The sequence below is a fragment of the Peribacillus simplex genome (genome assembly GCF_001578185.1).
GTDB classification, from domain to species: domain Bacteria; phylum Bacillota; class Bacilli; order Bacillales; family DSM-1321; genus Peribacillus; species Peribacillus simplex_A.
Genome location: NZ_CP011008.1, coordinates 4,568,746 through 4,594,234, shown reverse-complemented (window position 1 = coordinate 4,594,234; position 25,489 = coordinate 4,568,746). Strand labels below are relative to the sequence as shown.

Below are 25,489 nucleotides of genomic sequence, written 5' to 3'. Positions count from 1 at the left end.
ATCTTGAAGAAGAATGGGATATGCAAGCTTTTCTTTGCCATATTGATCGTGCTATCAACGGTTTTGCCATATGCAGCCGCTGCAAAAGCGGAAGGGACAATAACGGTAACGGAAGCGATTAATAATAACAGCGGAACGGCAACGGTGAAGGGATACATCGTCGGTACTGCTAAAAGCGGTACAAGCTATCAACATACATCGCCTTTTACTGAAGGTACGAATATAGGTATTGAAGATAGTCCGGATGAAAAGGATGTAAAGAAAATCATGCCTGTTCAGCTTCCAGCCGGAAATATCCGAACGGCTTTGAATCTAGTCGAACATCCGGATTTACTCAAAGCACAGGTGACGATTACGGGGAAGCTGGAAAAATATTTTTCAGTACCAGGTCTGAAATCAGCAACGGATTACACAATCATCACTGATGGAGGAACACCTCCTGAACAGCCTGATGTGAAGGTTCTGGAATCCATCGCCGAGGCCCGCACGAATACGGAAGATGTTGTGCAGGTTGATGGGGTGGTCACCACAGGGCTTGGATATTGGGGAGGAAAAGGCTTTTATATTCAAGATGAAACGGCTGGGCTATATGTATATGGTTCTTCATGGCCTGAGGATGTAAAGCAAGGGGATAAGGTTCGTTTAATCGGACAAGTATCCGCTTATAATAAGGAATTACAAATTCAACCAACTTCCCTTAAAGTCGTTTCTTCTGGGAATGAACTTCCTGAAATCCAAAAAATTGACGCGGCTGGCGTCAATGGGGAAACACAAGGTGAGCTGGTCACCATTGAAAAAGCGACCATTACAGAATTGGCCGCATCGGGAACATATGGAACATTCGAATTCAAGGCGGCAGATACAAAAGGGAACTCTGTTATCGTTCGCCATGATAACCGGAACGGGTCGAATTATGAAGATTTCCTGAAGAGCTTTAAAGAAGGGGATGTCATTTCCGTAACCGGAATATCATCGCAATTCAATGACACGTATCAACTGAAGCCACGTGGTCTTGAAGATTATGAACTGGTGAACAAGCCAGCAGTTTACACGGATATTTTCCCTGGTACGGTAAGTGAAAATACAAAAGTATCACTTGATTCGGGTTGGGAAGAAGCGAAGATCCATTATACGCTGGATGGATCCACTCCGACGTCTTCAAGTGCTGTGTACACAGAACCTATCATTTTAACGAAAGATACGGTCATCAAGGCAATCGCTATCAACGACAAGACATCGGAAGTTTTCACATTTGCCTATACCGTTAACAAAACCACTGAAGTGAAGATTCGTGACATTCAGGGGATGAATCATTTTTCATCTTATGAAACTCAACTCGTTTCAGGTGTGGAAGGTGTCGTCACTTATGTAAAAGATGCGAATAACTTTTACATGCAAGATCCCAACCCGGATAAGGACTTAACGACTTCCGAGGGAATACTTGTGTACAACAAAGCGCATGGCCTAAAAGCGGGCGATCATGTCAAAGTGGCAGGTAAAGTCGCCGAATGGTATATCGAAGGATACGCTGAAATGAAAACGACGGATCTGCCAACAACTGAATTGACCAATACGACTATTGAAAAGCTTGGCACTGCAGCGATACCAGAACCGATCGTCATTGGAAAAGATGTCATTCCGCCGTCTGAGAACATCGATGATGATAGATTGACAGACTTCAATCCGACTGAAGACGGCATTGATTTCTATGAGAGTTTGGAAGGGATGCTCGTAGAAGTATATAACCCGAAAGTGGTCGCTCCTCAAGAATATGGTGAATTGGTCGTGATCCCAGGGAATATGGAAACGAGCACTGCAGTTAGAGGTGTCAAAATAACGGAAACGGATTTCAATCCTGAAAGAATAACCCTCGATATTGATGATGAATCATTTGTGGCGAAAACTGGTGATTCTTTTGAAGGCTCGGTTACGGGTGTCATCAGTTATGGATATAGCAACTATAGGGTATTGACGGATAAAAATAAGCTGCCGGCGCTAAAGGATGGCGGAACGGTTCGGGAAGTGACTTCCCTTGAGAAGGATTTCGATAAACTATCGATCGCTTCCTATAATATCGAGAATTTCTCCACTCAAACCGCTAACTCGAAAGTTGAGACGATTGCAACATCTATCATTACTAACCTTAAACAACCCGATATCATCGGCGTAACGGAAATGCAAGATAATGATGGTGCAACAGATAGCGGGACAACGGATTCTGCTCAAAGTGCCAAGAAATTGACCGACAAAATAAAAGAGTTGGGCGGCCCGCAATATCAATTCATCGATATCGCTCCAGAAGATAAACGTGATGGCGGGGCACCTGGCGGGAATATCCGTGTAGGCTTTTTATACAATGTCGACCGTGTCAAATTAACGGAGGGAACGAAAGGAACGGCGACTCAATCCGTTGCCTTCAAAGATGGAAAACTTACATTGAATCCTGGACGAATCGAGCCTGCAGATCCTGCCTTCACTTCGAGTCGGAAGCCTTTGGCCGCTCAATTCGAATTTAAAGGGGAAAATGTAGTGGTGGTGGCCAATCATTTTAATTCGAAGGGCGGCGATCAGCCACTATTCGGGAGAAACCAACCTCCTTTCCTTTCAAGTGAGACGCAAAGGCTTCAAATTGCCTCCATCGTCAATCGGTTCGTCAGTGATATCAAGTCACAGGATGCCAAGGCGAATATCGTCTTACTTGGAGATTTTAATGATTATGAATTTTCAGCTCCGCTTAAAACATTAAAGGGTAAAGATTTAACTAATATGATCGAGAAAGTCCCTTTTGAAAAACGTTATTCATACACATATCAAGGCAATTCACAAGTACTGGACCATATCCTGGTATCGAATAATATGGCGGCAGCCACGAAAGTCGATATTGTCCATATTAACTCATCCTTCATGGAAGTGCATGGAAGGGCAAGCGATCACGACCCTGTATTGATTCAAACCGCTTTAACTGAATCAGGGGGAGTTGAACCCGCTGCTCCGGAAAAAACGTATCATTTAACAAACGTTAAAACAAAAAGGCTTACAATTGCTTCACCTAGTGTTTTGATCGATCTTGACGAAACATCCAACATCGAAGAAGGTATCTGGTTAAAAGGTTCCTATGCTGTACTCAAAGGCCTTGGGCTGAAGAATGCAACTGTGGCTGTCAAACCGGATAAGGAAGGCGCAATCATTGATTTTGGAGGCATGGCGGTGAAGGGAGTCATCATTGATAACGCCAATGTAAAAGAAATCAGGGGCGCTGAAAATGTTCAGAAATGGTCTGTAACGGAAGGTGTCGACACTAAGAATATCAAGTTTTTCGATTCAAAAGGGGAAGCAATTGCTTCTCCTTTCGACCCTAAAGAAAATCATGCGCCCGTCGTAACGAAAAAACTGGAAAATCTTGAAGTGAAAACCGGTTCCAAGGTCACTATCGATTTGAGTGAGCACTTCTCAGATCCGGATGAAGATAAACTGACCTTTTCATCCACGATCGGTACAGTCACCGGCCCGACATTAACCCTTCCTGCAAATGAAGCTGGAACATACCTTGTCGCAGTCAAGGCCGAGGACCAGCAATCGGAAGTGGTTGCCCGTTTCACGCTGACCGTATCGAATGATAAGCCGCTTGAAGCTTATTATGAAACGGCGGCAGGAAAAACCGGAACGGAATTGAAATCGGTTCTTCACACGATAATCAAGGGTCATACGATGTTATCTTATGATCAAGTGTGGAATGCCCTTAAAGAAACGGATGAAGATCCGGATAACAAACAGAATGTCATCTTGCTTTACTCTGGAAAGTCCATTTCGAAGAACGCCAATGGAGGCAATGCCGGACAATGGAACCGTGAACATGTTTGGGCCAAGTCCCACGGTAATTTTGGAACAAGCAAAGGCCCTGGGACCGACCTTCATCACCTCCGCCCAGCTGATGTGACAGTGAATGGTAAACGGGGCCACCTTGATTTTGACGAGGGCGGTCAAACATATAGTGGCTGTGAATGTAAGTTTGATTCAGATTCATGGGAGCCGCCGGATCATGTTAAAGGCGATATAGCCCGGATGCTATTTTACATGGCCGTCCGTTATGAAGGAAACGGTGAGTTGGATCTGGAATTGTCCGATACAGTCAATACGTATCCAAAGCCGCTTCATGGAAAGCTATCGACACTATTGAAATGGAATGATCTCGATCCAGTCGACGATTTCGAGAGCCACCGAAATGATGTAATTTATGACTGGCAGAATAACCGCAATCCATTCATCGATCATCCTGAATGGGCGTCCGAAATTTTGGGGGCCGCTGAATCCATGGATGTGAAAAAAGCGAGTTAGATCGGTTCTTATATTGAATGCAAGCTATACTACAGACTGTAGACAACCTCGATGAAAGTCGTGTTTGCCTATAGTCTTTTTTATTTCCAAATGAAGTTATTTTTTAATAAAACTTTTATAACGTTCGGTAAAAACATCGCAACTCTCCAAATGCACTCCTCTTTATCTCCATATAGATCCGGATTGGTCCTTATATCAAGTGAGGTATAAAAATGAATTTTATCAAACGCGCATTTTTAAGTGAACAAGCAGGAAAGGGAAAATCCCTTTTCTTATTTGCAGGATTTTCCTCGCAAAATGTTGCAGAAACAGCGAGTGATCTCACTAGAAAAAAGTTGGGAGTTGATGTATTGCTAGGATTAAATCAAGATGAGCTTCCCAAATACATTGAAAAACAGAGAGAAGAAAAACCAAATGAATCAGTACGTTTTCAATTTCAATATTCTTCATAAAGGGTCAAGCAGTTAAACTCATTATTAAAAGGTAATTTAATTATTTCAAAATACTGAAAAATCAAACATTACTTCTGCTATAAAATTTTAAAAATTTTGATAGGTATGCATACCGATATATGTTAATATGAGATATAAAATGAAAGGGTTTACATTCTGGGTGGAATAAAGATATCTTAATATAGTAAGAATTCATTTAATTCTACTCCTTATTTTTTCGTAGAGACACAGCCAACTATGGAACGAAAACAAAGGACCGATGATGTTGTCCTTTAATCGGAAAATCGCAAATGAATTAGTAGTTCGCCTATAAATATTAAGTCAAAGTATACTAACTATTCACTAAGAGGAGAGACGTTAATGGAAATTTTAAAAGGAACGGCCTTATTATTATTGGTACTTGGTTTATTTTCTTTATTCAGTTTTAAAGCCCCAAAAGGGATGAAAGCAATGGGTGCTCTTGCCAATGCAGCGGTTGCCGCTTTTCTCGTGGAAGCATTTCAGCGGTATGTCGGAGGGGATTTATTTAATATCAAATTCCTTGGAGAAGTAGGGGATGCGGCAGGTAGCATGGGAGGCGTTGCAGCGGCTTCACTTGTTGCATTAGCACTAGGGGTTTCCCCTGTATATGCTCTATTACTTGGTGTTTCATGTGCTGGTTTAGGTTTGCTGCCTGGATTTTTCGCAGGATATCTCGTTGCTTTCCTTGTGAAAGTGATCGAGAAAAAAGTCCCTGCTGGATTGGATTTAATCGTTACAATCATCATTGCAGCACCGCTCGTTCGGTTTATTGGTGAGAATTTAACGCCTTTGGTCAATGCAACGCTTTTGAATATCGGAGGAATCATTACGGAAACGGCAAACAGTAATCCAATCTTAATGGGGATCATTCTTGGGGGAGTCATCACCGTCGTCGCCACTGCACCATTAAGCTCGATGGCCTTGACAGCAATGCTTGGATTGACGGGACTTCCTATGGCAATCGGGGCCCTTGCCGTATTCGGATCATCTTTCATGAACTTTGTTTTGTTCGATCGCTTGAAATTTGGAGATAGAAGTACTACAATTGCGGTTGCGATAGAACCTTTGACACAAGCGGATGTCATATCTGCAAACCCGATTCCTGTGTATGCAACCAATTTCATTGGCGGAGCGGCTGCAGGTGTGGTCGTGGCCATGTTTGGCTTAGTGAATAATGCGACAGGGACGGCAACACCAATTGCAGGGTTGGCAGTTATGTACGGTTTCAATGACCCTATAAAGGTGACGATCACAGCTGGAATATGTGCAGTTGTGGGAGCAGCGGTTGGTTTCCTTGGCTCGATCGTGTTCAAGAATTATAAGATCAGGACCGTTTCACAAATAAGGGTGAATGAAGAGCAAAAAGCGGCATAATGAATGGCCGTTAAAAAAATCTATTGCCAGAAAAGGGGCATTGAACAATGAAATACAGATCTGCATTCGATATAATCGGTCCCGTCATGATTGGACCTTCTAGTTCACATACAGCAGGAGCTGCCAGAATCGGCAGAGTAGCACGGACATTATTTGGAAAACAACCGAAGAAAGCCATCATTTCTTTGTATGGTTCTTTTGCAAAAACCTACCGGGGACATGGTACGGATGTAGCTGTCGTAGGCGGGATTTTGGATTTCGATACGGATGATGAACGAATTCCCACTTCGTTGACGATAGCGGAAGAAGCGGGTATGGAAGTTACCTTTACAATTGAGGATACGGTGATGGATCATCCTAATACAGTCAAAATCAGACTGTTCGACGAGGATAAAGAAATAGAGCTTGTTGGGATCTCCATTGGCGGGGGAACAATAGAAATAACGGAGTTGAATACGTTCAAGCTTAAATTGTCAGGTGAAAACCCAGCCATTTTAGTTGTACACAACGATGTGTTTGGAATTATATCTTCGGTTTCGACAGTATTGGCGAATCATGAAATTAACATTGGACATATGGAAGTTTCACGAAAAGAAAAAGGTCAAATGGCCCTTATGGTGATTGAAGTCGATCAGAAGATCAAGGGCGATATCATGAAAGAAATTGAGGGATTGGAAAACGTTTCGCAAGTCATAAGGATGGTTGAATGAGAATTTTTAAAAGTGTTGGTAAAGATAAGGAGGTAAAAACATGTTCCGAAATGTAGCAGAGTTGGTTGAACTTGCTGAAAGTAAAAATGTAAAAATCGCGGAAATCATGATTTTACAAGAAATGGAATTCTCCGGCTTGTCGAGAGAACAGATCATTGAAAAGATGGACAGGAATTTGACGGTGATGGAACAAGCGGTGGAAAGAGGTCTGAAAGGGGTGCAATCCGTTACAGGCCTAACGGGCGGGGATGCCGTTCTTTTGCAAAATTATATCAAGACGGGCAAGGCACTCGGAGGCAATTTATTATTGGATGCCGTCAGTAAAGCGGTTGCGACGAACGAAGTGAATGCAGCAATGGGGATGATTTGTGCCACTCCTACTGCCGGTTCTGCGGGCGTGGTTCCCGGTACGTTGTTTGCCGTGAAAGAAAAACTAAACCCGACCCGGGCAGAGATGATTGAATTTCTTTTCACCTCCGCTGCCTTCGGATTCGTGGTAGCAAACAACGCTTCCATTTCTGGAGCAGCTGGTGGCTGCCAAGCAGAAGTGGGCTCGGCAAGTGGAATGGCGGCAGCTGCGATTGTAGAACTGGCCGGCGGTACACCAAGTCAAGCCGCGGAAGCGATGGCAATCACACTGAAAAATATGCTTGGATTGGTTTGTGATCCAGTGGCAGGTTTGGTTGAAGTTCCTTGTGTGAAACGCAACGCAATGGGGGCATCCAACGCGATAACGGCAGCTGATATGGCACTTGCAGGCATTACGAGCCGCATTCCATGTGACGAGGTTATCGATGCCATGTATAAAATAGGATTGACCATGCCAGTTGCACTACGTGAAACGGCAGAAGGCGGCCTTGCTGCCACTCCGACTGGACGTAAATTGGCAAAGGAAATATTCGGTTCATATAAATAAACATTCAGCCCCATTAACCAATTTGTTAATGGGGTTTTTAATTTTTTTAAAAAAATTGGAGAATTTTGTAATTAAAAAAGGAAAATGAAGGAAGGTGGAGGGATATGGCGTTTACGTACACGGTGATAAGAACAGCTGTCAGGAAATCTGAACTATCAGTGAATATGGAGCTGTAGTAACTTTGTAAGTTATCATTTTCAATGATAAGATGAGTACGAAATTTACTTTGGAAAGGATTGATTCTTCATTAATTTTCTCGAATTAACGTACACGTCGGCAATGGAAAAAGCAATGTTTCAGGCTCATGGTATCGGCTATGCACTATATGCTCAAAAACTGGAGCAACGCATAATGGTTGAACAAGAACGGGAACAGGATTATCTACAAAGCAGGCGTATATCAGAGGAGATGAGATCCAATCTTTTTTTGGGGAGTTAATATCGATTTACTTGTCACAGATAACATAAAACGAAAAAATCAGATACAAACGAAAGAGCAATCTGAAGGTTGCTCTTTTTTCATTATTAACAGGGAATTTCAATGTAAAGAAGGAAGCAAACATTTTAAATAGAATGTATTTTTAGAAGAGGAGGATGATCCTGTTGGAGAGAAGAGCGTTAATTGTATCTGCATTACCGGAATATGAAGAAGAAATTGGGCGGTGGCTATGGTGTTTAGAAGATGTTCGCCGTACGCTTATAACGGAATTAACTGGAATCAGTCAAAATTCACTCGATTCGAAAATGGATGAAAGGCAAACGATTGGCTCGCTGTTATATCACATAGCATTGGTCGAGGCAGATTGGTTATACGAGGAGGTACTTGTTACGGAATGGGATTCGGAAATCCGTGCTTTGCTTCCATTGGAATGCCGTGCTGATGATGGCTCCCTAACACATATTGAAGGACAAACATTAGAAGAACATTTCTACCGCCTTAATAAAGTACGTCAAGTTTTTCTGTCAAACTTCCGTTCAATGAATCTAAAGGATTGGCGTAAACCGAGGGTGCTTGACCAATATGACGTCACGCCTGAGTGGGTCGTTTACCATTTGATTGAACATGAATCACATCATAGGGGGCAAATTTTTCAATTGCTGAGGAAATTACGAACGAATAAGAAGATACAAGAAATGGGATTTTAAATCCTGCTATCCAGCTATAGCCGGAGCTGCCTTTATCGCAGTTTTTTTTCCAATCAATATGCAAATTAATGTCGAGAGGACAATTCGACTACAAGAAAATAATTCGGCCTACAGAAAAAAAAGTCCAGGAATTATTCCTGGACCGATTTTATATCATTAATCAATTTGATGATTATGACCCGGACGTAAGATGCTGAAGGCATACCCAATGATTCCTCCGACTATTGCAGGGATGACCCACCCTAGCCCTGTATCGTACATTGGAAGGATTTCAGTGAAGAAATCATTGATGGATGAAATGTGAATCCCTGCTCCATTTAATCCATCCATTAAACTGATGATGAATGTTAAAAATAAGCTGCCTTGATAAACTTCAGGCCTTCCTTTAAACATGGAATGGAAAAATGTTAAGAAAATCAATACAATGGCCAATGGATAAATGGCTGTCATTACAGGTACGGAAATTGCAATTAACTCAGTTAGTCCAATATTGGCAATTATTGCACTAAATATGGATAAGCTTATTGCAATTGTTTTGTAAGGCAGCTTTGGAAATAATTTATGGAAGTACGTCGAGCACGATGTAATGAGTCCAACGCTCGTCGTTATACAAGCTACTGTGATCATCAATCCCAATAATAGCCCACCATATGCTCCAAAATAGTAATCCGAGACTTTTGCTAAGACATTTCCTCCATTATCCAAGTGTCCAAATTTCTCGACACTTGAAGCACCCATATAAGAGAGAGCTGAATAAAAGGTAGCAAGGATAACGGCAGCAATTGCGGTCGCTTTTCCACAAACGATCATTATTTGTTTTTTTGTTTTAGCACCTTTTTCTTTTATGGCATTAATGATGATGATTCCAAAAACAAAAGATGCAAGAGTGTCCATTGTTAAATAGCCTTCTTTGAACCCGTTGAAAAATGGTTGAATCGTATAGCTTTTGGCAGGTGCTTGAAAATCACCAATTGGATGAACAAAAGCGACTACCACCAGGATTCCAATGAACGTTAACTTGATGGGTGTTAAAATTTTCCCCACAATTTCGACAAATTTCGCAGGATTGAGCGAAAGAAGGCACGAAATCGTAAAAAAGATGATGGTGAAAATAAGTAAAGGCAGCGGCCCGAAACCTTCCGGCAAAAATGGTTTGACACCGATCTCAAAAGAAACGTTTCCTGTTCTTGGCATTGCAAATAATGGACCAATGGCTAAATAAAGAACGGTTGTGAATACAATACCAAACACGGGATGGACGCGGCTTGCTAATGATTGTAGATCATCTTTTCCCGAAAAACCCAGTGCCATTACACCAAGTAACGGTAATCCTACTCCGGTTACTAGAAAGCCTGCATTAGCTGACCAGATATTCGTTCCAGCTGACTGACCAAGCATTGGCGGGAAAATTAGATTTCCTGCCCCGAAGAATAGGGCAAATAACATTAACCCAATCACTACTATAAATGAAAATGGTACTTTATTAGACAAAATAAACCCTCCACGAAAAAACCAAAATTTACTATTTTGGAAAATTATTAAATTTTCTAAAAATTATATACAAACTAATATTTAAGAACGTATCGTATTATAACTAAATAAAATTGATATTTCAATATATTTTTTGTTTTTTGTTGATTTTGTATGATAAGTAATCTGCCCTCATCTTATTTTGAACAACTAAAAGCTTCTCATACCATTAATAAAATTCATTTTGGTAATAGTTGAAATGTATAAAAATGGGGTGGCTAATATAAAAAATTTCTTGGCCATTGTTTTATTTGTGCTGATTATAGGGGCAAGTGCATGTAACAAGGAAGTAGTCAAAGAAAACGGTGAGGCATCAGAGCGGAAATCTGTTAAAGAGGAAAATGTGGTCAAAGTGGAAGAGGCTGAAAAGTTATTTAAAGGCTATTATACTGCACGATATACCATCAAAGATCCAGCCAATCCGCCAACCTTTGCTAAAATTGCAACAATGTTAAAGAATATTTATCAGAAGATGAATATAATGCCCAAATTCTTAACCGTAATTATTCAATCCCTTCATTGGTAGCCAAAGAAATTAATAAAAGCATTGTAGTGCAAGATGTGAAGCTTGAAGAACAAAGGAAAAATGAAGACGGCACAATAGATTACACATACACAACGGAATTTAAAGTTTATGACGAGAATTCATCTAAAGTTTATGAGAAAGAAGGAGAGGTCACGATAACCACCATAGATCATGAATTAAAAGTCACTCGTGATTGGAGTAGAGGGATAAAGATTGATGGTTTAGACGGTGGACTTTAATTGAAATTTTAATGAGGCGTAAGATAAAAAGGAGTGACTATATGAGTACATATTTGTTAGTTCATTGAGCATGACATGGAGAGTGTAGCTGGGAGAGGGTTGTCCCTTTGTGGCGCTTGACATCAGGTATTAACCTTGGAGTTACCCGGACATGAAAAGGATAAAACTGCATCTTCCAAAGTTACGTTGGAAGACTTTACTGACCGTCTATGCAGCATTTTGGCTGTGAATCTAAACAGGTTATTTTAGTGGGTCAGAGCATGGGGGAATTGTCATAATACAGACAGCCAAATATCGGCCAATTCAATTGAACGTATATTTATGTGCCTTTCTTCCTGCAAATGGACAAACTTTACTTCAAATACTCGAAAATGACAAAAAGATTCGCAGTAGGGTGACTAAAGAGCATTAATGGAACTGCAAGGGTAAATTTATATTGTGGAGGGTTAAAATGAAATTCTTCAGAAGTATGTCTAAAAAAGAGTCAATTAATTGGAGAAAAGGGGCAATACTTGGTTTTTACACCTATATGTTGCTATTATTTATAAACTATATTTACTTTCTAATATATGGAATTGAGCCTTTTACTTCCGTTGTAATTTTTTGGACTGGATTGTTAGTAGCTTTCGGGTACGAGTTTATCTTAAATTTAAAGTCTAAAATGAAATTAAATAAATGAACTAATAGTAATACATAACAGGATATACCCTATTTCTTTATTGAAGTATCGCCTTATTCTTAATGAACTCCCATGAAAATTAAAAAACAAAAAATCTAGAAAAAACCACAACAATAGACCTGGTAAAACGCTTTTTATAAAAAGGATGAGCTTTGGCTGTAACAGAAGGCGTTGTTTCTTACCATCTGTTCAAGAACAAAGTGCCAACATGCATTTAGTGGATTCCTGCGTAACACTGATATGCTTAGACGGTAGTTCTGCTGACAAATGGTAGTTTGTTATAGGATAATGGTCATATATTTGATGGGTAAAATATTAGGTGAAAAACTCCAAAAAGAAGGAAGTGCTAAACGATGAATTTAGAAATGGTTATGCAGGAGCTTGAAGCCCTTGGCAAGGAACGAACTAAAAAAATATACATATCCAATGGTGCGCATGAGCCGCTTTTTGGCGTGGCTACAGGAGCTATGAAACCAATTGCAAAGAAAATAAAAATAAGTCAAAGCTTAGCTGAAGAGCTTTATTCCACGGGGAACTATGATGCAATGTACTTTGCAGGCATTATTGCAGACCCAAAAGCCATGACTGAGTCGGATTATGATCGTTGGATGGATGCTGCGTATTTTTATATGCTGTCCGATTTTGTAGTGGCTGTAACTTTATCAGAGTCAGATATTGCACAAGAAGTTGCAGATAAATGGATCGCAAGCGGTGAAGAGCTGAGAATGTCAGCGGGCTGGAGTTGCTACTGCTGGCTTTTAGGGAATCGACTAGACGTTGAATTTTCAGAAAGCAAGATTTCCAATATGCTTGACATTGTGAAAAATACGATTCACGATTCGCCAGAACAAACGAAATCCGCTATGAATAATTTTCTATACACCGTGGCGATTTCATATGTGCCACTCCATGAAAAGGCAGTCGAGACCGCAAAGGCAATAGGAATAGTAGAAGTCAAACGGGACAAGAAAAAAAGCAGTATTCTAAATGCTTACGAAAGTATTCAAAAAGCAGTTGATAAAGGAAGGCTTGGTTTTAAACGCAAACATGTAAGATGTTAAATTTAGCTCCACAAAATTGAAGGTAATCTATGGGTGATTATAAAGATACTGTACTTGAGCAATTATGTAACAACTATCGTGAAAAAGTTCTACCAGGAGCTGATCAGCAGCTCCTTTTCTTATGGAACTATTGGGGCAGGTTAATTCAGTAAGGAATTTGAGTACCCTTACAACTATGTAGTAAAATATTAAAAATAAAACATCTGGGAGTAAGTTTATGACCAAAAAAATATCATAATTTTTTTATTATTGCTGGAATTTTCATTGTTGTTATTAAATCAATACTACGTGCCAATGGCATTCACATTCAAAGTGATATAATTGACCCATTATACTGGGTTATTATTTTATTATTTGGTATCTATTATTTTATTCTTAAAAAGAGGTCTGATAGATAAGACTTATACATTGATAAAATCTTTTTTATTCAACTATCGGGTGCCTTAGCTGAAGATCGGAGCTGTCTTTAAGGTAGCTTTTTCTTATGGCACTACCGGGGCAGGTTAGTTCATTAATGAACCCAATAAAATATATGGTTAGAATAAGAGTTGTTTTGTAATTCTTTTTTTGTATTACCATTTAATTGATAATAGGTTAAAAAAACATTTTTGAGGTAACTAATGAAAAATAAACAAGTTGATTGTTTTTTTGTCTGATGTTTTGAATTCTAGTACCGTGTTAATGTAGCTCTTTTGTGATTTTTGAGCAAAACAGGCGCTTAATTGAATAAGTATCACAGAAATCCTTTTTTTAAAGTTACAATTGTTAAGAAAAGAACCACGAATAAAAATTGATTATTTTGAAAATTCGTGATAATATTTATACATAAAAGAATCAATCGGCAATGGCGCCTGTTTCAATAGCTAATAACGAGCTATTGGGCAGGCGTCTTTTGCATTTTTCAGGGGGGATAATATGAATAAGAGAACCAAATTAAAAGCTTTATTTGGCATGATCGTTATTTGCTTGTTTTTGTATGCTTCCTTAGGAACGGCTGCAAGCGGAAAAGCAGTTTCGACTCCGCAAAATAGGGAGGGCCATTGTATTCAAGTGCTGGATAAAGGGAAATGGGCTCCTGACACCTATAAGTCTGTTCAAAACCTAATTGATAAGCATTGTGCTGGAAGTACAGGATACGATCCAAATCGAAAACCTTATGTTGTTTTTGATTGGGATCATACGAGCATCATGAATGATACGGAGGAGGCCCTCTTTCTTTATCAAATTGATCACTTGGCATATAACATGCAACCGGAAGAGTTTTATGAAGTGATCAAAAAGAATGTGCCGGATGGACCCTTTTCACAAGAGTTTAAAAACCTTCAAGGAAATGCGGTAACTCTGAAGGAAATCGCCGAGGATCTGAAGCGCGATTACGAATTCCTTTATTCCAACTATAATGGGATGAATGGAAAAGAGAGGTTAGAAACGCTTCATTCAACTGATCAGTTTAAAGATTTTAAAGCGAAAATGTACTTTCTGTATGAGGCCATTGGGGAAACATACGGTGTTGAAATCGGATATCCATGGGTGCTTTATTTATTTGCCAACATGTCGACCGAAGAAGTACAGCAGCTTGCAGAGGCTTCAAATGATTATAATTTAGGGGCGGAAATGGCATCGGTGACGCTTATAAGTCCTGGGTCAATGTTAGGAAAAGCCGGTACTGTTCAAGTTACCTATAAAACGGGACTGCGTCTGGCCTCGGAAATCGCAAACTTAATGCATACTTTTATGGAGAATGGGATTGACGTTTTTGTTATTTCGGCTTCGATGGAAGAGGTGGTGGAGGTATTTTCGTCAAATCCAAAATACGGCTACAACGTTCCAAAGGAAAATGTCTTTGGGATGAGATTAAAAAAGAAGGAAGGAATTACTCAAGCAGAATATGTAGACAATTGGCCGATCACTGCTCGAGAAGGTAAGGTGGAAGTGATCGAACACGCCATCTCCAAAACGCGGGGCGGATACGGTCCGATATTCGTAGCGGGAGACAGCAGCACAGATTATGAAATGCTGACAATAAAGAGTTTGAAACTCGGTTTAATTATCAACCGCCTCAAAACAGGTGATATCGGCAAGCTTGCGAAAACAGCTGCAGAACGGATGGGCAAAAACAACCCGAAATATGTTCTCCAAGGAAGAAATGAGAATACAGGCTTATGGATACCGACTGAATACACGATCAAGCTTGGATCAAATGAAGAAAAATTGTTGACGAATCCATAAAAAGATTCGTCCAATATTCCAGGATTAATTCTAACTTCTCTTTTCGCTATATTAGTTTTATTTTTACTAAGAAAACTAGTGCAATCTATTAGACGGTAAAACCGTCTTTTTTTTATGTCACAGTATATGTCACCTCTACAATAAGTCTTATTGAACTATCGGGGCAGGATAGTTGAACAAGTAAAAGGTTTTTGTGGTGGTTATCTCGAAACTAAATGAGTAGGAAAATCATTTTAACATCAGGGAGGATGGCTGTTGTACTTAATTTAGGGATCCATATTCTAATTAGAATTGAGGAGTGAATAGAATGACCAACGTAAAAGATATTATTTCTGACCAGTTCTTAGCGAATGCTAATGACCCTAGTTGGTACAAACCATTTTCAGAATCAGTTGAAAATTTGACGGAAGAACAGGCTTTATGGAAGCCAAGCAAAGATAGTAACAGTATAGCTGAAATTGTACAACATCTGATTTATTGGAATCAAACTTGGCAAACCAGGTACGAAAAATCCAACGTAGACGCTGTATCTTCAATCGGAGATAATAATCGGAGCTTTTTAAGTCCTGAATATATGTGCTTTAACGATTTGAAAAAAATCTTATTAGAAGTCCTTTTAAAGTGGGAAGGGTTATTAACTAATGAAAAAATAGAAAGTGATGTTATAGGTTTTCCTGAAAAAGTTAAGTGGTGGCAAATTCTTGGAAATGCAACTACCCATAATGCATATCATATCGGTCAAATTATTTATATAAGGAAACTGCAAAACAGTTGGAAGGCGAATGCATGAGAAGTTGACTTAGCTGCTAATTGGAACTTTTCGCTAGAATGGATTGCTGCGGCAATCCTTTTTTCTTCTTCAACTAAAGGGGCAGCATTCCTGTAATGAACGAATCGGTTTATTTATGCAAAGCCAACTAAGTTTGTGAATAAGTACACTTAAACTAACGGGTGCAATAGTTCTTTAAAGAGCTGTGACGATCACTCTTTTTCTTGTGGAGCTAACGGGGTAATTTTTAATATAGTAAGAATTATAGATAGTATAAAGGACCGGAAATTCACTATATTAAAGGTGGGAAATGACATGGCAAGAAAGTACCGATTATATCAAATTGATTCTTACGAAAGAAAAATTATCAGGTAATCCTGCTGGTGTAATTACCAATGCAGATGGGCTATCTTCGGGAGAGATGCAGAGGATTGCTAGAGAGCTTAACAATTCGGAAACGGCATTTATATTTAAACAACAGACCCTTTAAAAGAATAATGGCCTATTTTTTGTTAGATTTTATTAACTCTAGGTATGTTAAAATGAATTAACAATATATGGATAAATAAAGGGGAGGTTAGTTAATTGAATAAATACATAAAACCATTTTTAGTTTTTGAATGGATCACGGTATTAGGAGCATCAACAGCTGCTTACATACGTTGGGATTTTCCACTTTATATCTGTTTAGGAATCGTTTTATTAGGTGTTACCCTTACTCTATACTTTTCAAAACGATACGAAAAGAAATCAATTAATAAATCACAATAAACATAGAATCGAAGGATATCTGATTTAGAAGGTCATCCCTGCTTGAAAAAATGCCTATTCCTAAATGATCAAAATTTGATTCAAAGCTACAGTATAAACGATAATTTCGAAGATGAGAAAACCTCTTGGCCGCCAAGGGGTTTCATTTTTGATGGGCTACTTTAAGAGTGATTATGTAATTTGTTTTTTTATGGAAAGTGAACTTTGCATATTTATCTTTTTATGTTAATTTTATGGAAAGTTTACTTTCCGTATTAGAGGTGGGTAGTTGAAAAATAAGCTAGAAATAATCCGAAAACAGCATGGAGTTAAACAGGAGGAACTTGCCGCAGCCTTAGAGGTATCTAGACAAACGATTGGGTCTTTAGAAAATGGGCGATATAACCCTTCAATAATTCTAGCTTTTAAGATTGCACGTTATTTTAATTTAAGCATTGAAGAAATTTTTATCTACGAGGAGGAAATAAATAATGAAAAATAAGGCACTTTGGATATTAACCTTCAGTGGAATTGTCTTAATATCATTTGGAATATTCGTAACTTTTCCTGTGGCAAATGAGATTCGTTCCATATTTATCCGTCCGGATCTAGTTTCCATAGCTATTATTTTTACTGGGGTCTTTCTCACCTTTTCTGGAGTAACATCTATTTCAAGTGAAAGATTTAAAACTAAAGCACAAAAGATCGAAGAAAATGATGAGCGTAATATAAAAATCAATCAATTTGCAAAGTCTAAAGCCTTTGATTTTATGTCCATTTTATTTGGTATTGGTTTATTATTTTTAGCATTGCTAGGTTATATGAATAAGGTGTCTTTTTTCTTTTTAATTGGTTTGTATTTTATTAGTTATTTTTATTTTCTTTATCAAAACTGGTTAATCAGAAAAGCTATTTAACCTAATTTTTCTCCTGAAACTGGGGATTTTTCTTTGGATAAGGGATTTTTGGTTTCCACTAATGAGATTGGGAAGGTTTCTACTTAAACTAACGGGTGCTTGTGCGGCCGAGCCTAGGTCGTATCATATAGCGGGTGGGATTCCCGTCGAGTAAGAATTAGCCATTCGCTCGTAGCGAGTCTTGGAGGGCTAATGGTAACGTTAGTCTTTAAGCGTAGACAGTTAGGTGACGGGCCGAAAGCCAAATGGTTGAAGGGATTGAGCTCCATAATGTTAGTAAATCGAGAGGGCTGATGCCTTAAGCGCAGCAGAAAGCTACATTTTATTCTTCGTTAAAGGCAAGAAGGATAAAGCCTCTCTGGAGTCAGAGACCTTGGCACGTTATACATTGATATGATGCGGCAACTCGGGAGACCCTTCCGGTCTTTTCTATTTTATTGAAGAGTATGGTGTACAAGCGATAACAAGTAAGGAAACCAAATGCCGTGTAGGGAGTCGGATAGCAGCGTAGTACCAATGAAGTTGGGTAATGCCGATGGAGGGAAGGCTAGCTACCAGTTATCACCCTTACTAGGGAAACATTTACTACACACAGAGGTAGGTATTATAAATGGAAACAAAACTACTAAGGATAGCAGAATTAGCAAAATCCGAGCCTGAAATGAAATTTACATCTCTTGCGCATTTATTAAATGAGCAATCGCTAACACAGTGTCATCATGAACTACCTAATAAAAAGGCGACTGGTGTTAACGGAACGACTAAAGAACAATACAGCGAAAACTTGGAAGAAAATATAAAGGATTTAGTAAGTAGGCTTAAAAGCAAAAGTTATCGCCCTGTTCCAGAAAGAAGGATGTATATCCCAAAACTCAATTCTACCAAGAAAAGGCCTTTGGGGATACCGGAACATGAGGATAAAATTGTACAAAAAGGCATTACAAAAATACTAAATACTATCTATGAAAATGACTTCCTAGATTGTTCATTTGGTTTCCGTCCTAATAGAAATTGCCATGATGCGCTGAAAATACTGAACCATTATATTGAAAAGAAATCAGTAAGTTATGTAGTGGATGTAGATATCAAGGGTTTCTTTGACAACGTTGACCACAAGTGGATGATGGAGTTCTTGAACCTCCGAGTCACCGACCCTAACCTACAGAGAATAATCAGCAGGTTTCTTAAAGGTGGATACATGGAGGAAGGTAAGAAGTACAAAACAGATAACGGTACACCGCAAGGTGGAGTAATATCTCCGATATTAGCGAATGTATATCTCCATTACGTTCTCGACTTATGGTTTGAGAAAGTGGTTAGGAAACAATGTAAAGGGCAGGCCTACATAGTAAGATATGCAGATGACTTTGTTTGTTGTTTTCAACATAAAAGTGAAGCTCAGCAATTCTTCCATTCATTAAAGCTTAGATTGAAGAAGTTTAACTTAGAGATAGCCGAGGATAAAACGAAAATTATACCCTTTGGGAGGTTTGCAGAAAATAATGCAAAGCGAGATGGGAGTAATAAACCGGATACCTTTGATTTCCTAGGGTTTACTCACTATTGCGGGAAAAGCAAACAAGGGAAATTTCGAGTGAAACGGAAATCTAGTAATAAGAAAGTCCAAGGTAAACTAAAAGAATCTAAAGAATGGCTGAAGATTAATAGAAATAAAGATATTCATACGATCATGGATAGATTTAAACGCTCACTCATAGGTTATTACAACTATTATTGTATGACCGATAACATACAAATGGTTAACAACTTCAAAGAGAGACTCGAATACTTACTATTTAAATGGCTAAACAGAAGAAGCCAAAGAAAGTCCTTTACATGGGATAAATTTAATCTCTTTCTCCGTAAATATCCACTGCCTTCACCAAGAATCAAAGTGAATATCTATGAACTAAGAAAAGAGATTAGCTACCTTCTGTAAACGATGACTAGGAGGAGCCGTGTGCGTTAATAGCGCAAGCACGGTTCTGTGAGGGGGAGGAGTACAATTTACCGTAAGGTAGGAAGGCTCCTTTCTACTCGACTACTTCAATAAGGGAGGTTGCTGAAGCAACTTTTTTGTTATGGAACTATAGGGGCAGGATAGTTCCATAACACGAATTGGAAATATATGTGGTAATATGGGAAGAAAAATATTAAAGTAGGTAATTTGTTATGGAACTCTTAACAGAAAAATTAATTCTTATATCTCTATTTATATTTATTATCCATTCTATCGAAACACTTGCATATGCAGTCAGATTATCTGGTGCAAGGGTAAGATTGTTAGCTTCAGCTCTATCCTTATTTAACTTGATGGTTATGATTTCTCGATTAGCGAATATGATGCAGCAACCATTTACAGGGAGCCTGGTTGATAATGCTCCAAAAGTAAATACCCTAGAGTTTGTTGAAAACCAATATAGAATCATTATTGGTTCATCAACATTAGGAACAATTATAGGTATTCTTTTACTTCCTACTTTTATTGCAATTTTTTCAAGGGCTATTGTTCATTTATCTGAAGAAAGAGGTTCTATACCAGCTTTAATAAAAAAGGGATTAACTTTCGAATACATTAAACGTGGGGTAAAACACATTCATTTACCAAAGTTTTCTTACTTAAAGGATATTAGATTGGAAGATATTCCTATAAGATTGTTCTTAATTAATATGGTAATAACTGCAATCTATACAATTGGGGTGTTATCTGCGTTATATGCTGCTTTAATAGCTCCAGAAAGAGCAACAACAGCTATTATGGCATCGGGTCTAATAAATGGAATAGCTACAATTTTACTTATAATTTTTATTGACCCTAAAATATCTATTCTTGCGGATGACGTAATAAATCAGAAGGGAAGTTACCTTAATCTCAAAGGTGTATCTCTTATGATGGTTACTTCTCGTTTATTAGGAACGATACTAGCTCAAGTATTTTTTATTCCAGGGGCAGGATATATTGCGTGGTTTACCAAATTTATTGTCTAATAATTACCTGATTTCTTTAATGAACTGACGGGTGCGTGTGCGGCCGAGCCTAGGTCGTATCATATAGCGGGTGGGATTCCCGTCGAGTAAGAACTAGCCATTCGCTCGTAGCGAGTCTTGGAGGGCTAAAGGTAACTTTAGTCTTTAAGCGTAGACAGTTAGGTGGCGGGCCGAAAGCCAAATGGTTGAAGGGATTGAGCTCCATAAAGTTAGTAAATCGAGAGGGCTGATGCTTTACGCACAGCAGAAAGCTACATTTTATCCTTCGTTAAGGGCAAGATGGATAAAACCTCTCTGGAGTCAGAGACCTTGGCACGTTACACATCGATATGATACGGCAACTCGGGAGACCCTATCGGTCTTTTCTTATTAGAAGAGTATGGTGTACAAGCGATAAAAAGCAAGGAAACCAAATGCTGTGTAGGGAGTCGGATAGCAGCGTAGTACCAATGAAGTTGGGTAATGCCGATGGAGGAAAGGCTAGCTACCAGTTATCACCCTTACTAGGGAAACATTTACTACACTCAGAGGTAGGGATAAATGGAAACAAAACTACTAAGGATAGCAGAATTAGCAAAATCTGAATCTGAGAGATTAGCTACATTTTGTGAATGGTAACTAGGAGGAGCCGTGTGCGTGAATAGCGCAAGCACGGTTCTGTGAGGGGGGCAGGAACACAATCTACCGTAAGGTAGAGAGGTTCCCTTCTACTCGACTAGCGCCTTAAGAAGGCCGCCAAATGTCGGCCTTTTGAACATACGATTTTTACCATTATCGCACATTCGGAAAATTAAATGAAAATCCCTTTTTAAAATACTAAAATGAAATAAATAAAGCCAAAAAAATTTTGGACTTCTTATCTTTGTTCTTTACTTTCCTTTTTCCCAGTACTAAGTGCTGCAAAAACCAATAATATAATGGCAATTATGATACCTAAAAACCCTTGCTTGAACAAACCATTTAAAATTAAATTTGAACCAACTGCTAAAACGATAAACATAACCGTATAGGGATTTAAGCGCATTATAAAACCTCCCATCTTCCTATGGTAAACTTCACCATTATTTAATAAGGATTTGAAAGAAAGCCCCCACATAAATTGGACAAAGAATTGGTCATTGCCCCATAGGAATTTAATTCCGACTATGAGTATGGAATTAAATAATAAAAATAGGTCGTCAATCTGTGTCCTTTTAAATGTGCGATTCTTACAATTATCATACATTCAAATTCAAGTAAAAAAATACCTATCTAGTACAATTATGACTAGTATAGCACTCGAACTGTGGTCGTATATTATCACTGAGCACCTAGGGTGAAACACGAAAAAAATGTTATAATTTAGAAAAAATGAATAAAGAGAAATAGATAAAGAAAAAAGAGGAGGTAAAGAAAAAATGTCACATTCTAAGAAAATGCCATTAGAAATTATTATGAATATTTTATCCCTATTAAGTCTTACTCTAGGTTTCATACAAGTGTTTTATAAATGGAGTATTTCAGGAAATGGTGATGTAAAGAGTTTTATAGCGTTACCTCTAATAGCAGTTGTAGTTTGGGGGGCGTTTACATTCATCGAAAGGTCTGATGAAAATATTAATTTACCCATTTTTATAAATGAAGATAAAGATATAAATATTAGACATAACAGATTGTTCGTGAATATTGTTAAAAATATTATTGTAATTGGATTGGTTGTTGTAAATTGGAGAGATTTAAGCTCTGTCACTAATCTTCTAATAATAAAATAGAGGTGCGTAAGCGTCATCAAAAGGTTGTTTATCATACATTCGGAAAATGAAGTGTAAAACCCCTTAATGAACTAAAGGGGCAGGTTAGTTGAAGAACGAATATGGCTACATGGTAGAATTAACCTAAATATTTTCATTAAGGAGTCTAACTGCTATATGAAATTAGATGATAAAAAGAAAAAGATTCAAATGGAGTATAGGGAGAAATTACAGCAAAAAAAACAGAATAAAAAATTCACACTTGAAGCAATCGTAGTTGCTATTATCATTTTTCTATTCATTGTTTTAAATACAATTTTTAAAACCTTTTAACTGTTTTTTATGTCACAGCTTGTGTTAACTCTACAAAAGGTCTAATTCAACAAACAGTGCTTTACTTCATTATCAGGAGCCGATCAGTAGCTCTTTTTCTTATAGTGAAGAAAAACAAAACTTTTGTTATTCAATTTTCGTATATGAAAATACTAAGAATAAATTAGGAGTTGTTTTTATGTTTGACATTGCCTTGATATTGTTTATAGCTTCTGCTGGGGTAGTTATTGCTATTACCGGCTTCTTCGTTATATTAGGTCGAAGGATTTTAGAACCTATGAAAAAACTTCAACAAAAAATCGATAAACTAGAAGAAGAGGTTCAAATATTGAAAAATCACAAATGATAAACTAGCTTTATTGAACTAACGGGGCAGATTAGTTCAACAAGGGTAATTCATAATTTGTATAGAATATGTAGAGTGTAGGTTCATTTGAAGGGAATGAGGTGGCTATCATAAAGAAAATTCTTAGTTTATTGTTTTTGTCTGTATTGTTTATTGGTGTAGTTGCTTGTAACAAAGATGTGGTCAAAGAAAACAGTGAAGAAAAAGAAGGAAAACCCGTTAAAGAGGAAAATTTGGTCAAAGTAGAAGAGGCAGAAAAATTATTTAATAGCTATAGTACAGAACTATATACGATTAAAGATCCATCCAATCCCCCAAATTATGCTGAAATCGCAGAAAAGATTAAAGTATATTTAACCGAAGATCAATATAATGCTGAAATCGCTAACCGTAAATTTCAAATACCAGAATTGGTATCTAAACAAATTAATAAAAGTATTGAAGTACAAGATGTGAAACTTGAAGAACAAAGCAAAAATGACGATGGCACAATAGATTACTTATATACAACGACATTCAAAGTTTATGACGAGAACTCATCTAAAATTTATGAGAAAGAAGGAGAACTCACCATATCCACTTCAAATAATGAATTAAAAATCGATCGTGATTGGAGTAGAGGGGTGAAAATTGACGGTTTAGATGGTGGACTTTAAGAGCTTATAGAACTAACAGGTGCGTTAGCTGGAGAGCAGAGCTGTCTTTAAGGTAGCTCTTTGGTTATGGAATTATCGGGGCAGTTCCACTAGATGAAAATCGAATTTGTCTACAGTCTGGAGCTGTCTTTAAGGCAGGCTTTTTTTATGCAACTATTGGGGCTGGATAGTTCAACAAGGAATGAGTTACCAATACATAAGTTCTGATATTTTGAGATAATCAAAAGAAATCAAGACTTTGAAGGTAAGGGGGTAAAAGATGAAGAAATATATTTCATTAAACATAATTTCGTCTATTGTACTTTTGGCAGGAACCATACTTACGATATTTATATTATATAAGGATATTGATACTTCGTTTTCTTTTAAATTTATCATAGGATATTTAATTTATCTTCTTCTATATGGTGTGTTCTCCATCTTTTTAGTTATTGCCAATACAAGAAAGTTAAATTGGATTCAAATAAGAAAAAGGCTTTTTACGTTTATTACTTGGTTTATTTCTTTAAGTGCTTTGAACTACCTTCTTTCTTATTTTTTTAAACGTTCGGAAATGGAGGTTTGGGATTTAGGTATTCCTTTGGGTGTATCATTTGGATTGGCTTTTTTTGATTTAATGTCTTGGAAAAAGAAAGACTAAAGCATTGATGTTTTTGCTAAAGAATTCTTTATTGAATAATGGCTAATGCCTTTTTGTCTTTTACAAACGTGTGCGTTAGCTGAAAATCAGAGCTGTTTTTAAGGAAGCTTTTTCTTTATGCAATTAAAGGGATAGTAAGCTGATATTATTAGCCCATTCCTCACCCAATCTTCCTGCATAAACTAATTAAACGCCATTAAATTGTGAAGGAGGTGATAACTTGGGAGAAAAAGAAGGATCAAACGCCTCTAATAACCATTCTCACTGTTTTGAACCATTCATAAGCCCCAACCCTGTTACTTCATTTAATCCTGTTCAACGTTTTCCTGAAATTGATTAAACAGCTTTTGTAAGTCAGTTTTCCAGTGTCATAGGGGATGTTACAATTAGAAACAATGTTTTTGTAGCTCCTAATGTAAGCATACGTGCGGATGAAGGAACCCCTTTTTATATAGGTTCCAATACAAATATCCAGGACGGGGTGATTTTACATGGTTTATTAAATAAAAGGATCACATCTGGAAAAAAGAGGTATTCTATCTTCATTGGAAATGAAGTGACCATTGCTCATGGTGCCCTTATACATGGTCCTTGTTATATAGCAGACGAAGTATTTGTTGGTTTTAATTCGATTGTTTATACCGCAATTGTAGGGAGAGGCTCATTTATTGCTTATAATGCAGTAGTAACAAATGGCGTTCGAATTCCACCTGGCAGGTTCGTACCACCTGGTGCTAATATTGATTCTCAAGAAAAAGCGGATGCACTTTCGCCCGTACCAAAGGATGATAAGGAGTTTGCATATGAAGTTCAACGAGTCAATCAGGAATTCCCCGCATCTTATCATCTGTTATTTGGGAAAAACCGTTGCTCATGCGGATTTGCCTATTGATAATTTACACTTAATTTAAGTGCTTTTTTAGACGTATATTATTTTTATTACTTTTTATTTGTTTTGTCGTTTTTTGTCCTCGAAAAAGACGTATAGATGGGTACCGCCCAAAACTTCGGTATTTTGTAAACAAAGCAAAATCTCAGCAAAAAAAAGCATTTCCTGACGTTAGGAAATGCCCTTTTTTTATTTCTTTAATTGTCCTAAAGCATCTGCTGAAAAAAGAATCAACTGTAGCTTTAAAGTAAAGA

Annotated in this window: 23 protein-coding genes and 2 pseudogenes; 23 read left to right on the top strand and 2 right to left on the bottom strand. The window is 37.9% G+C overall.

The window, feature by feature from the left end; translation table 11 throughout:
- Nucleotides 1–3: 3 nt before the first annotated feature.
- The 6 genes from UP17_RS21450 (at nucleotide 4) to UP17_RS21425 (ending at nucleotide 8,953) form a co-directional block, all read left to right on the top strand.
- Nucleotides 4–4,335, top strand: coding sequence for an endonuclease (locus UP17_RS21450; protein WP_081108921.1), 4,332 nt, complete (start codon nucleotides 4–6; stop codon nucleotides 4,333–4,335).
- A gap of 212 nt (nucleotides 4,336–4,547) precedes the next feature.
- Nucleotides 4,548–4,787: a hypothetical protein gene (locus UP17_RS21445; protein ID WP_061465149.1), complete on the top strand. Its 240-nt coding sequence runs from the start codon at nucleotides 4,548–4,550 to the stop codon at nucleotides 4,785–4,787.
- Nucleotides 4,788–5,147: 360 nt separating this feature from the next.
- Nucleotides 5,148–6,182 (top strand): PTS sugar transporter subunit IIC, encoded by a 1,035-nt coding sequence (locus UP17_RS21440; RefSeq protein ID WP_061465147.1) that lies wholly within the window; start codon nucleotides 5,148–5,150, stop codon nucleotides 6,180–6,182.
- A 47-nt stretch (nucleotides 6,183–6,229) separates the two neighbouring features.
- Nucleotides 6,230–6,892, top strand: a complete 663-nt coding sequence (gene sdaAB, locus UP17_RS21435; RefSeq protein ID WP_061465145.1) for an L-serine ammonia-lyase, iron-sulfur-dependent subunit beta — start codon at nucleotides 6,230–6,232, stop codon at nucleotides 6,890–6,892.
- A 40-nt stretch (nucleotides 6,893–6,932) separates the two neighbouring features.
- Nucleotides 6,933–7,808, top strand: a complete 876-nt coding sequence (gene sdaAA, locus UP17_RS21430) for an L-serine ammonia-lyase, iron-sulfur-dependent, subunit alpha (protein WP_061465143.1) — start codon at nucleotides 6,933–6,935, stop codon at nucleotides 7,806–7,808.
- A gap of 593 nt (nucleotides 7,809–8,401) precedes the next feature.
- Nucleotides 8,402–8,953: a DinB family protein gene (locus UP17_RS21425; protein ID WP_434218678.1), complete on the top strand. Its 552-nt coding sequence runs from the start codon at nucleotides 8,402–8,404 to the stop codon at nucleotides 8,951–8,953.
- Between the two features lie 156 nt (nucleotides 8,954–9,109).
- Here UP17_RS21425 and brnQ read toward each other — a convergent pair whose 3' ends face one another.
- Nucleotides 9,110–10,444 carry a branched-chain amino acid transport system II carrier protein gene (brnQ, locus tag UP17_RS21420; RefSeq protein ID WP_061465140.1) on the bottom strand — a complete coding sequence of 445 codons (1,335 nt, stop codon included), beginning with the start codon at nucleotides 10,442–10,444 and terminating at the stop codon, nucleotides 9,110–9,112.
- 238 nt (nucleotides 10,445–10,682) lie between these two features.
- Here brnQ and UP17_RS21415 point away from each other — a divergent pair, with 238 nt between their 5' ends.
- The 11 genes and pseudogenes from UP17_RS21415 to UP17_RS21360 all read left to right on the top strand — a co-directional run bounded on the left by UP17_RS21415 (nucleotide 10,683) and on the right by UP17_RS21360 (nucleotide 20,641).
- A complete protein-coding gene (locus tag UP17_RS21415; protein ID WP_061465138.1) occupies nucleotides 10,683–11,009 on the top strand; it encodes a hypothetical protein in 327 nt (108 codons plus the stop codon).
- A 26-nt stretch (nucleotides 11,010–11,035) separates the two neighbouring features.
- A complete protein-coding gene (locus tag UP17_RS21410) occupies nucleotides 11,036–11,248 on the top strand; it encodes a hypothetical protein (RefSeq protein ID WP_061465136.1) in 213 nt (70 codons plus the stop codon).
- Nucleotides 11,249–12,280: 1,032 nt separating this feature from the next.
- Nucleotides 12,281–12,988, top strand: coding sequence for a DNA alkylation repair protein (locus UP17_RS21400; protein WP_061465132.1), 708 nt, complete (start codon nucleotides 12,281–12,283; stop codon nucleotides 12,986–12,988).
- A 915-nt stretch (nucleotides 12,989–13,903) separates the two neighbouring features.
- Nucleotides 13,904–15,217: an HAD family hydrolase gene (locus UP17_RS21395; RefSeq protein WP_061465130.1), complete on the top strand. Its 1,314-nt coding sequence runs from the start codon at nucleotides 13,904–13,906 to the stop codon at nucleotides 15,215–15,217.
- Nucleotides 15,218–15,524: 307 nt separating this feature from the next.
- On the top strand, nucleotides 15,525–16,007 hold the full coding sequence (locus UP17_RS21390; protein ID WP_034304508.1) for a DinB family protein: 483 nt from the start codon (nucleotides 15,525–15,527) through the stop codon (nucleotides 16,005–16,007).
- Nucleotides 16,008–16,301: 294 nt separating this feature from the next.
- Nucleotides 16,302–16,461, top strand: a pseudogene (locus tag UP17_RS21385) (PhzF family phenazine biosynthesis protein); the annotation flags it as partial.
- A 110-nt stretch (nucleotides 16,462–16,571) separates the two neighbouring features.
- On the top strand, nucleotides 16,572–16,757 hold the full coding sequence (locus UP17_RS21380; RefSeq protein ID WP_061465126.1) for a hypothetical protein: 186 nt from the start codon (nucleotides 16,572–16,574) through the stop codon (nucleotides 16,755–16,757).
- A 268-nt stretch (nucleotides 16,758–17,025) separates the two neighbouring features.
- A complete protein-coding gene (locus tag UP17_RS21375; RefSeq protein ID WP_061465124.1) occupies nucleotides 17,026–17,238 on the top strand; it encodes a helix-turn-helix transcriptional regulator in 213 nt (70 codons plus the stop codon).
- Entirely contained in the window at nucleotides 17,228–17,653 is a 426-nt protein-coding gene (locus tag UP17_RS21370) for a hypothetical protein (protein ID WP_061465122.1), read from the top strand. Before UP17_RS21375 ends, UP17_RS21370 begins: the two co-directional genes overlap by 11 nt.
- Before the next feature lie 610 nt (nucleotides 17,654–18,263).
- A complete protein-coding gene (gene ltrA / locus UP17_RS21365) occupies nucleotides 18,264–19,592 on the top strand; it encodes a group II intron reverse transcriptase/maturase (RefSeq protein ID WP_061465120.1) in 1,329 nt (442 codons plus the stop codon).
- Between the two features lie 233 nt (nucleotides 19,593–19,825).
- The gene (locus UP17_RS21360) at nucleotides 19,826–20,641 is read left to right on the top strand and encodes a lipid II flippase Amj family protein (protein WP_061465118.1); all 816 of its coding nucleotides are present in this window, start codon (nucleotides 19,826–19,828) and stop codon (nucleotides 20,639–20,641) included.
- 856 nt (nucleotides 20,642–21,497) lie between these two features.
- On the opposite strand, the gene UP17_RS28415 is transcribed toward UP17_RS21360, so the two are convergent.
- Nucleotides 21,498–21,665 (bottom strand): hypothetical protein, encoded by a 168-nt coding sequence (locus UP17_RS28415; protein ID WP_167556003.1) that lies wholly within the window; start codon nucleotides 21,663–21,665, stop codon nucleotides 21,498–21,500.
- A 373-nt stretch (nucleotides 21,666–22,038) separates the two neighbouring features.
- Here UP17_RS28415 and UP17_RS21355 point away from each other — a divergent pair, with 373 nt between their 5' ends.
- The 6 genes and pseudogenes from UP17_RS21355 to UP17_RS21340 all read left to right on the top strand — a co-directional run bounded on the left by UP17_RS21355 (nucleotide 22,039) and on the right by UP17_RS21340 (nucleotide 25,238).
- Nucleotides 22,039–22,392: a hypothetical protein gene (locus UP17_RS21355; protein ID WP_061465116.1), complete on the top strand. Its 354-nt coding sequence runs from the start codon at nucleotides 22,039–22,041 to the stop codon at nucleotides 22,390–22,392.
- Between the two features lie 156 nt (nucleotides 22,393–22,548).
- On the top strand, nucleotides 22,549–22,704 hold the full coding sequence (locus UP17_RS28410; protein WP_167556002.1) for a hypothetical protein: 156 nt from the start codon (nucleotides 22,549–22,551) through the stop codon (nucleotides 22,702–22,704).
- A 178-nt stretch (nucleotides 22,705–22,882) separates the two neighbouring features.
- Nucleotides 22,883–23,050, top strand: coding sequence for a hypothetical protein (locus UP17_RS27980; protein WP_155727440.1), 168 nt, complete (start codon nucleotides 22,883–22,885; stop codon nucleotides 23,048–23,050).
- 101 nt (nucleotides 23,051–23,151) lie between these two features.
- Nucleotides 23,152–23,706: a hypothetical protein gene (locus UP17_RS21350; protein ID WP_061465114.1), complete on the top strand. Its 555-nt coding sequence runs from the start codon at nucleotides 23,152–23,154 to the stop codon at nucleotides 23,704–23,706.
- Between the two features lie 259 nt (nucleotides 23,707–23,965).
- A complete protein-coding gene (locus UP17_RS21345) occupies nucleotides 23,966–24,346 on the top strand; it encodes a hypothetical protein (RefSeq protein ID WP_061465112.1) in 381 nt (126 codons plus the stop codon).
- 220 nt (nucleotides 24,347–24,566) lie between these two features.
- Nucleotides 24,567–25,238 (top strand): annotated as a pseudogene (locus UP17_RS21340) (carbonate dehydratase).
- Nucleotides 25,239–25,489: the final 251 nt, after the last annotated feature.

Coding starts and splice junctions, on each gene's coding strand:
- UP17_RS21445 (WP_061465149.1), top strand. CDS start 4,548: ATGAATTTTATCAAACGCGCATTTTTAAGTGAACAAGCAGGAAAGGGA.
- UP17_RS21440 (WP_061465147.1), top strand. CDS start 5,148: ATGGAAATTTTAAAAGGAACGGCCTTATTATTATTGGTACTTGGTTTA.
- sdaAB (WP_061465145.1), top strand. CDS start 6,230: ATGAAATACAGATCTGCATTCGATATAATCGGTCCCGTCATGATTGGA.
- sdaAA (WP_061465143.1), top strand. CDS start 6,933: ATGTTCCGAAATGTAGCAGAGTTGGTTGAACTTGCTGAAAGTAAAAAT.
- UP17_RS21425 (WP_434218678.1), top strand. CDS start 8,402: ATGATCCTGTTGGAGAGAAGAGCGTTAATTGTATCTGCATTACCGGAA.
- UP17_RS21415 (WP_061465138.1), top strand. CDS start 10,683: ATGTATAAAAATGGGGTGGCTAATATAAAAAATTTCTTGGCCATTGTT.
- UP17_RS21400 (WP_061465132.1), top strand. CDS start 12,281: ATGAATTTAGAAATGGTTATGCAGGAGCTTGAAGCCCTTGGCAAGGAA.
- UP17_RS21395 (WP_061465130.1), top strand. CDS start 13,904: ATGAATAAGAGAACCAAATTAAAAGCTTTATTTGGCATGATCGTTATT.
- UP17_RS21390 (WP_034304508.1), top strand. CDS start 15,525: ATGACCAACGTAAAAGATATTATTTCTGACCAGTTCTTAGCGAATGCT.
- UP17_RS21370 (WP_061465122.1), top strand. CDS start 17,228: ATGAAAAATAAGGCACTTTGGATATTAACCTTCAGTGGAATTGTCTTA.
- ltrA (WP_061465120.1), top strand. CDS start 18,264: ATGGAAACAAAACTACTAAGGATAGCAGAATTAGCAAAATCCGAGCCT.
- UP17_RS21360 (WP_061465118.1), top strand. CDS start 19,826: ATGGAACTCTTAACAGAAAAATTAATTCTTATATCTCTATTTATATTT.
- UP17_RS28415 (WP_167556003.1), bottom strand. CDS start 21,665: ATGCGCTTAAATCCCTATACGGTTATGTTTATCGTTTTAGCAGTTGGT.
- UP17_RS21355 (WP_061465116.1), top strand. CDS start 22,039: ATGTCACATTCTAAGAAAATGCCATTAGAAATTATTATGAATATTTTA.
- UP17_RS28410 (WP_167556002.1), top strand. CDS start 22,549: ATGAAATTAGATGATAAAAAGAAAAAGATTCAAATGGAGTATAGGGAG.
- UP17_RS27980 (WP_155727440.1), top strand. CDS start 22,883: ATGTTTGACATTGCCTTGATATTGTTTATAGCTTCTGCTGGGGTAGTT.
- UP17_RS21345 (WP_061465112.1), top strand. CDS start 23,966: ATGAAGAAATATATTTCATTAAACATAATTTCGTCTATTGTACTTTTG.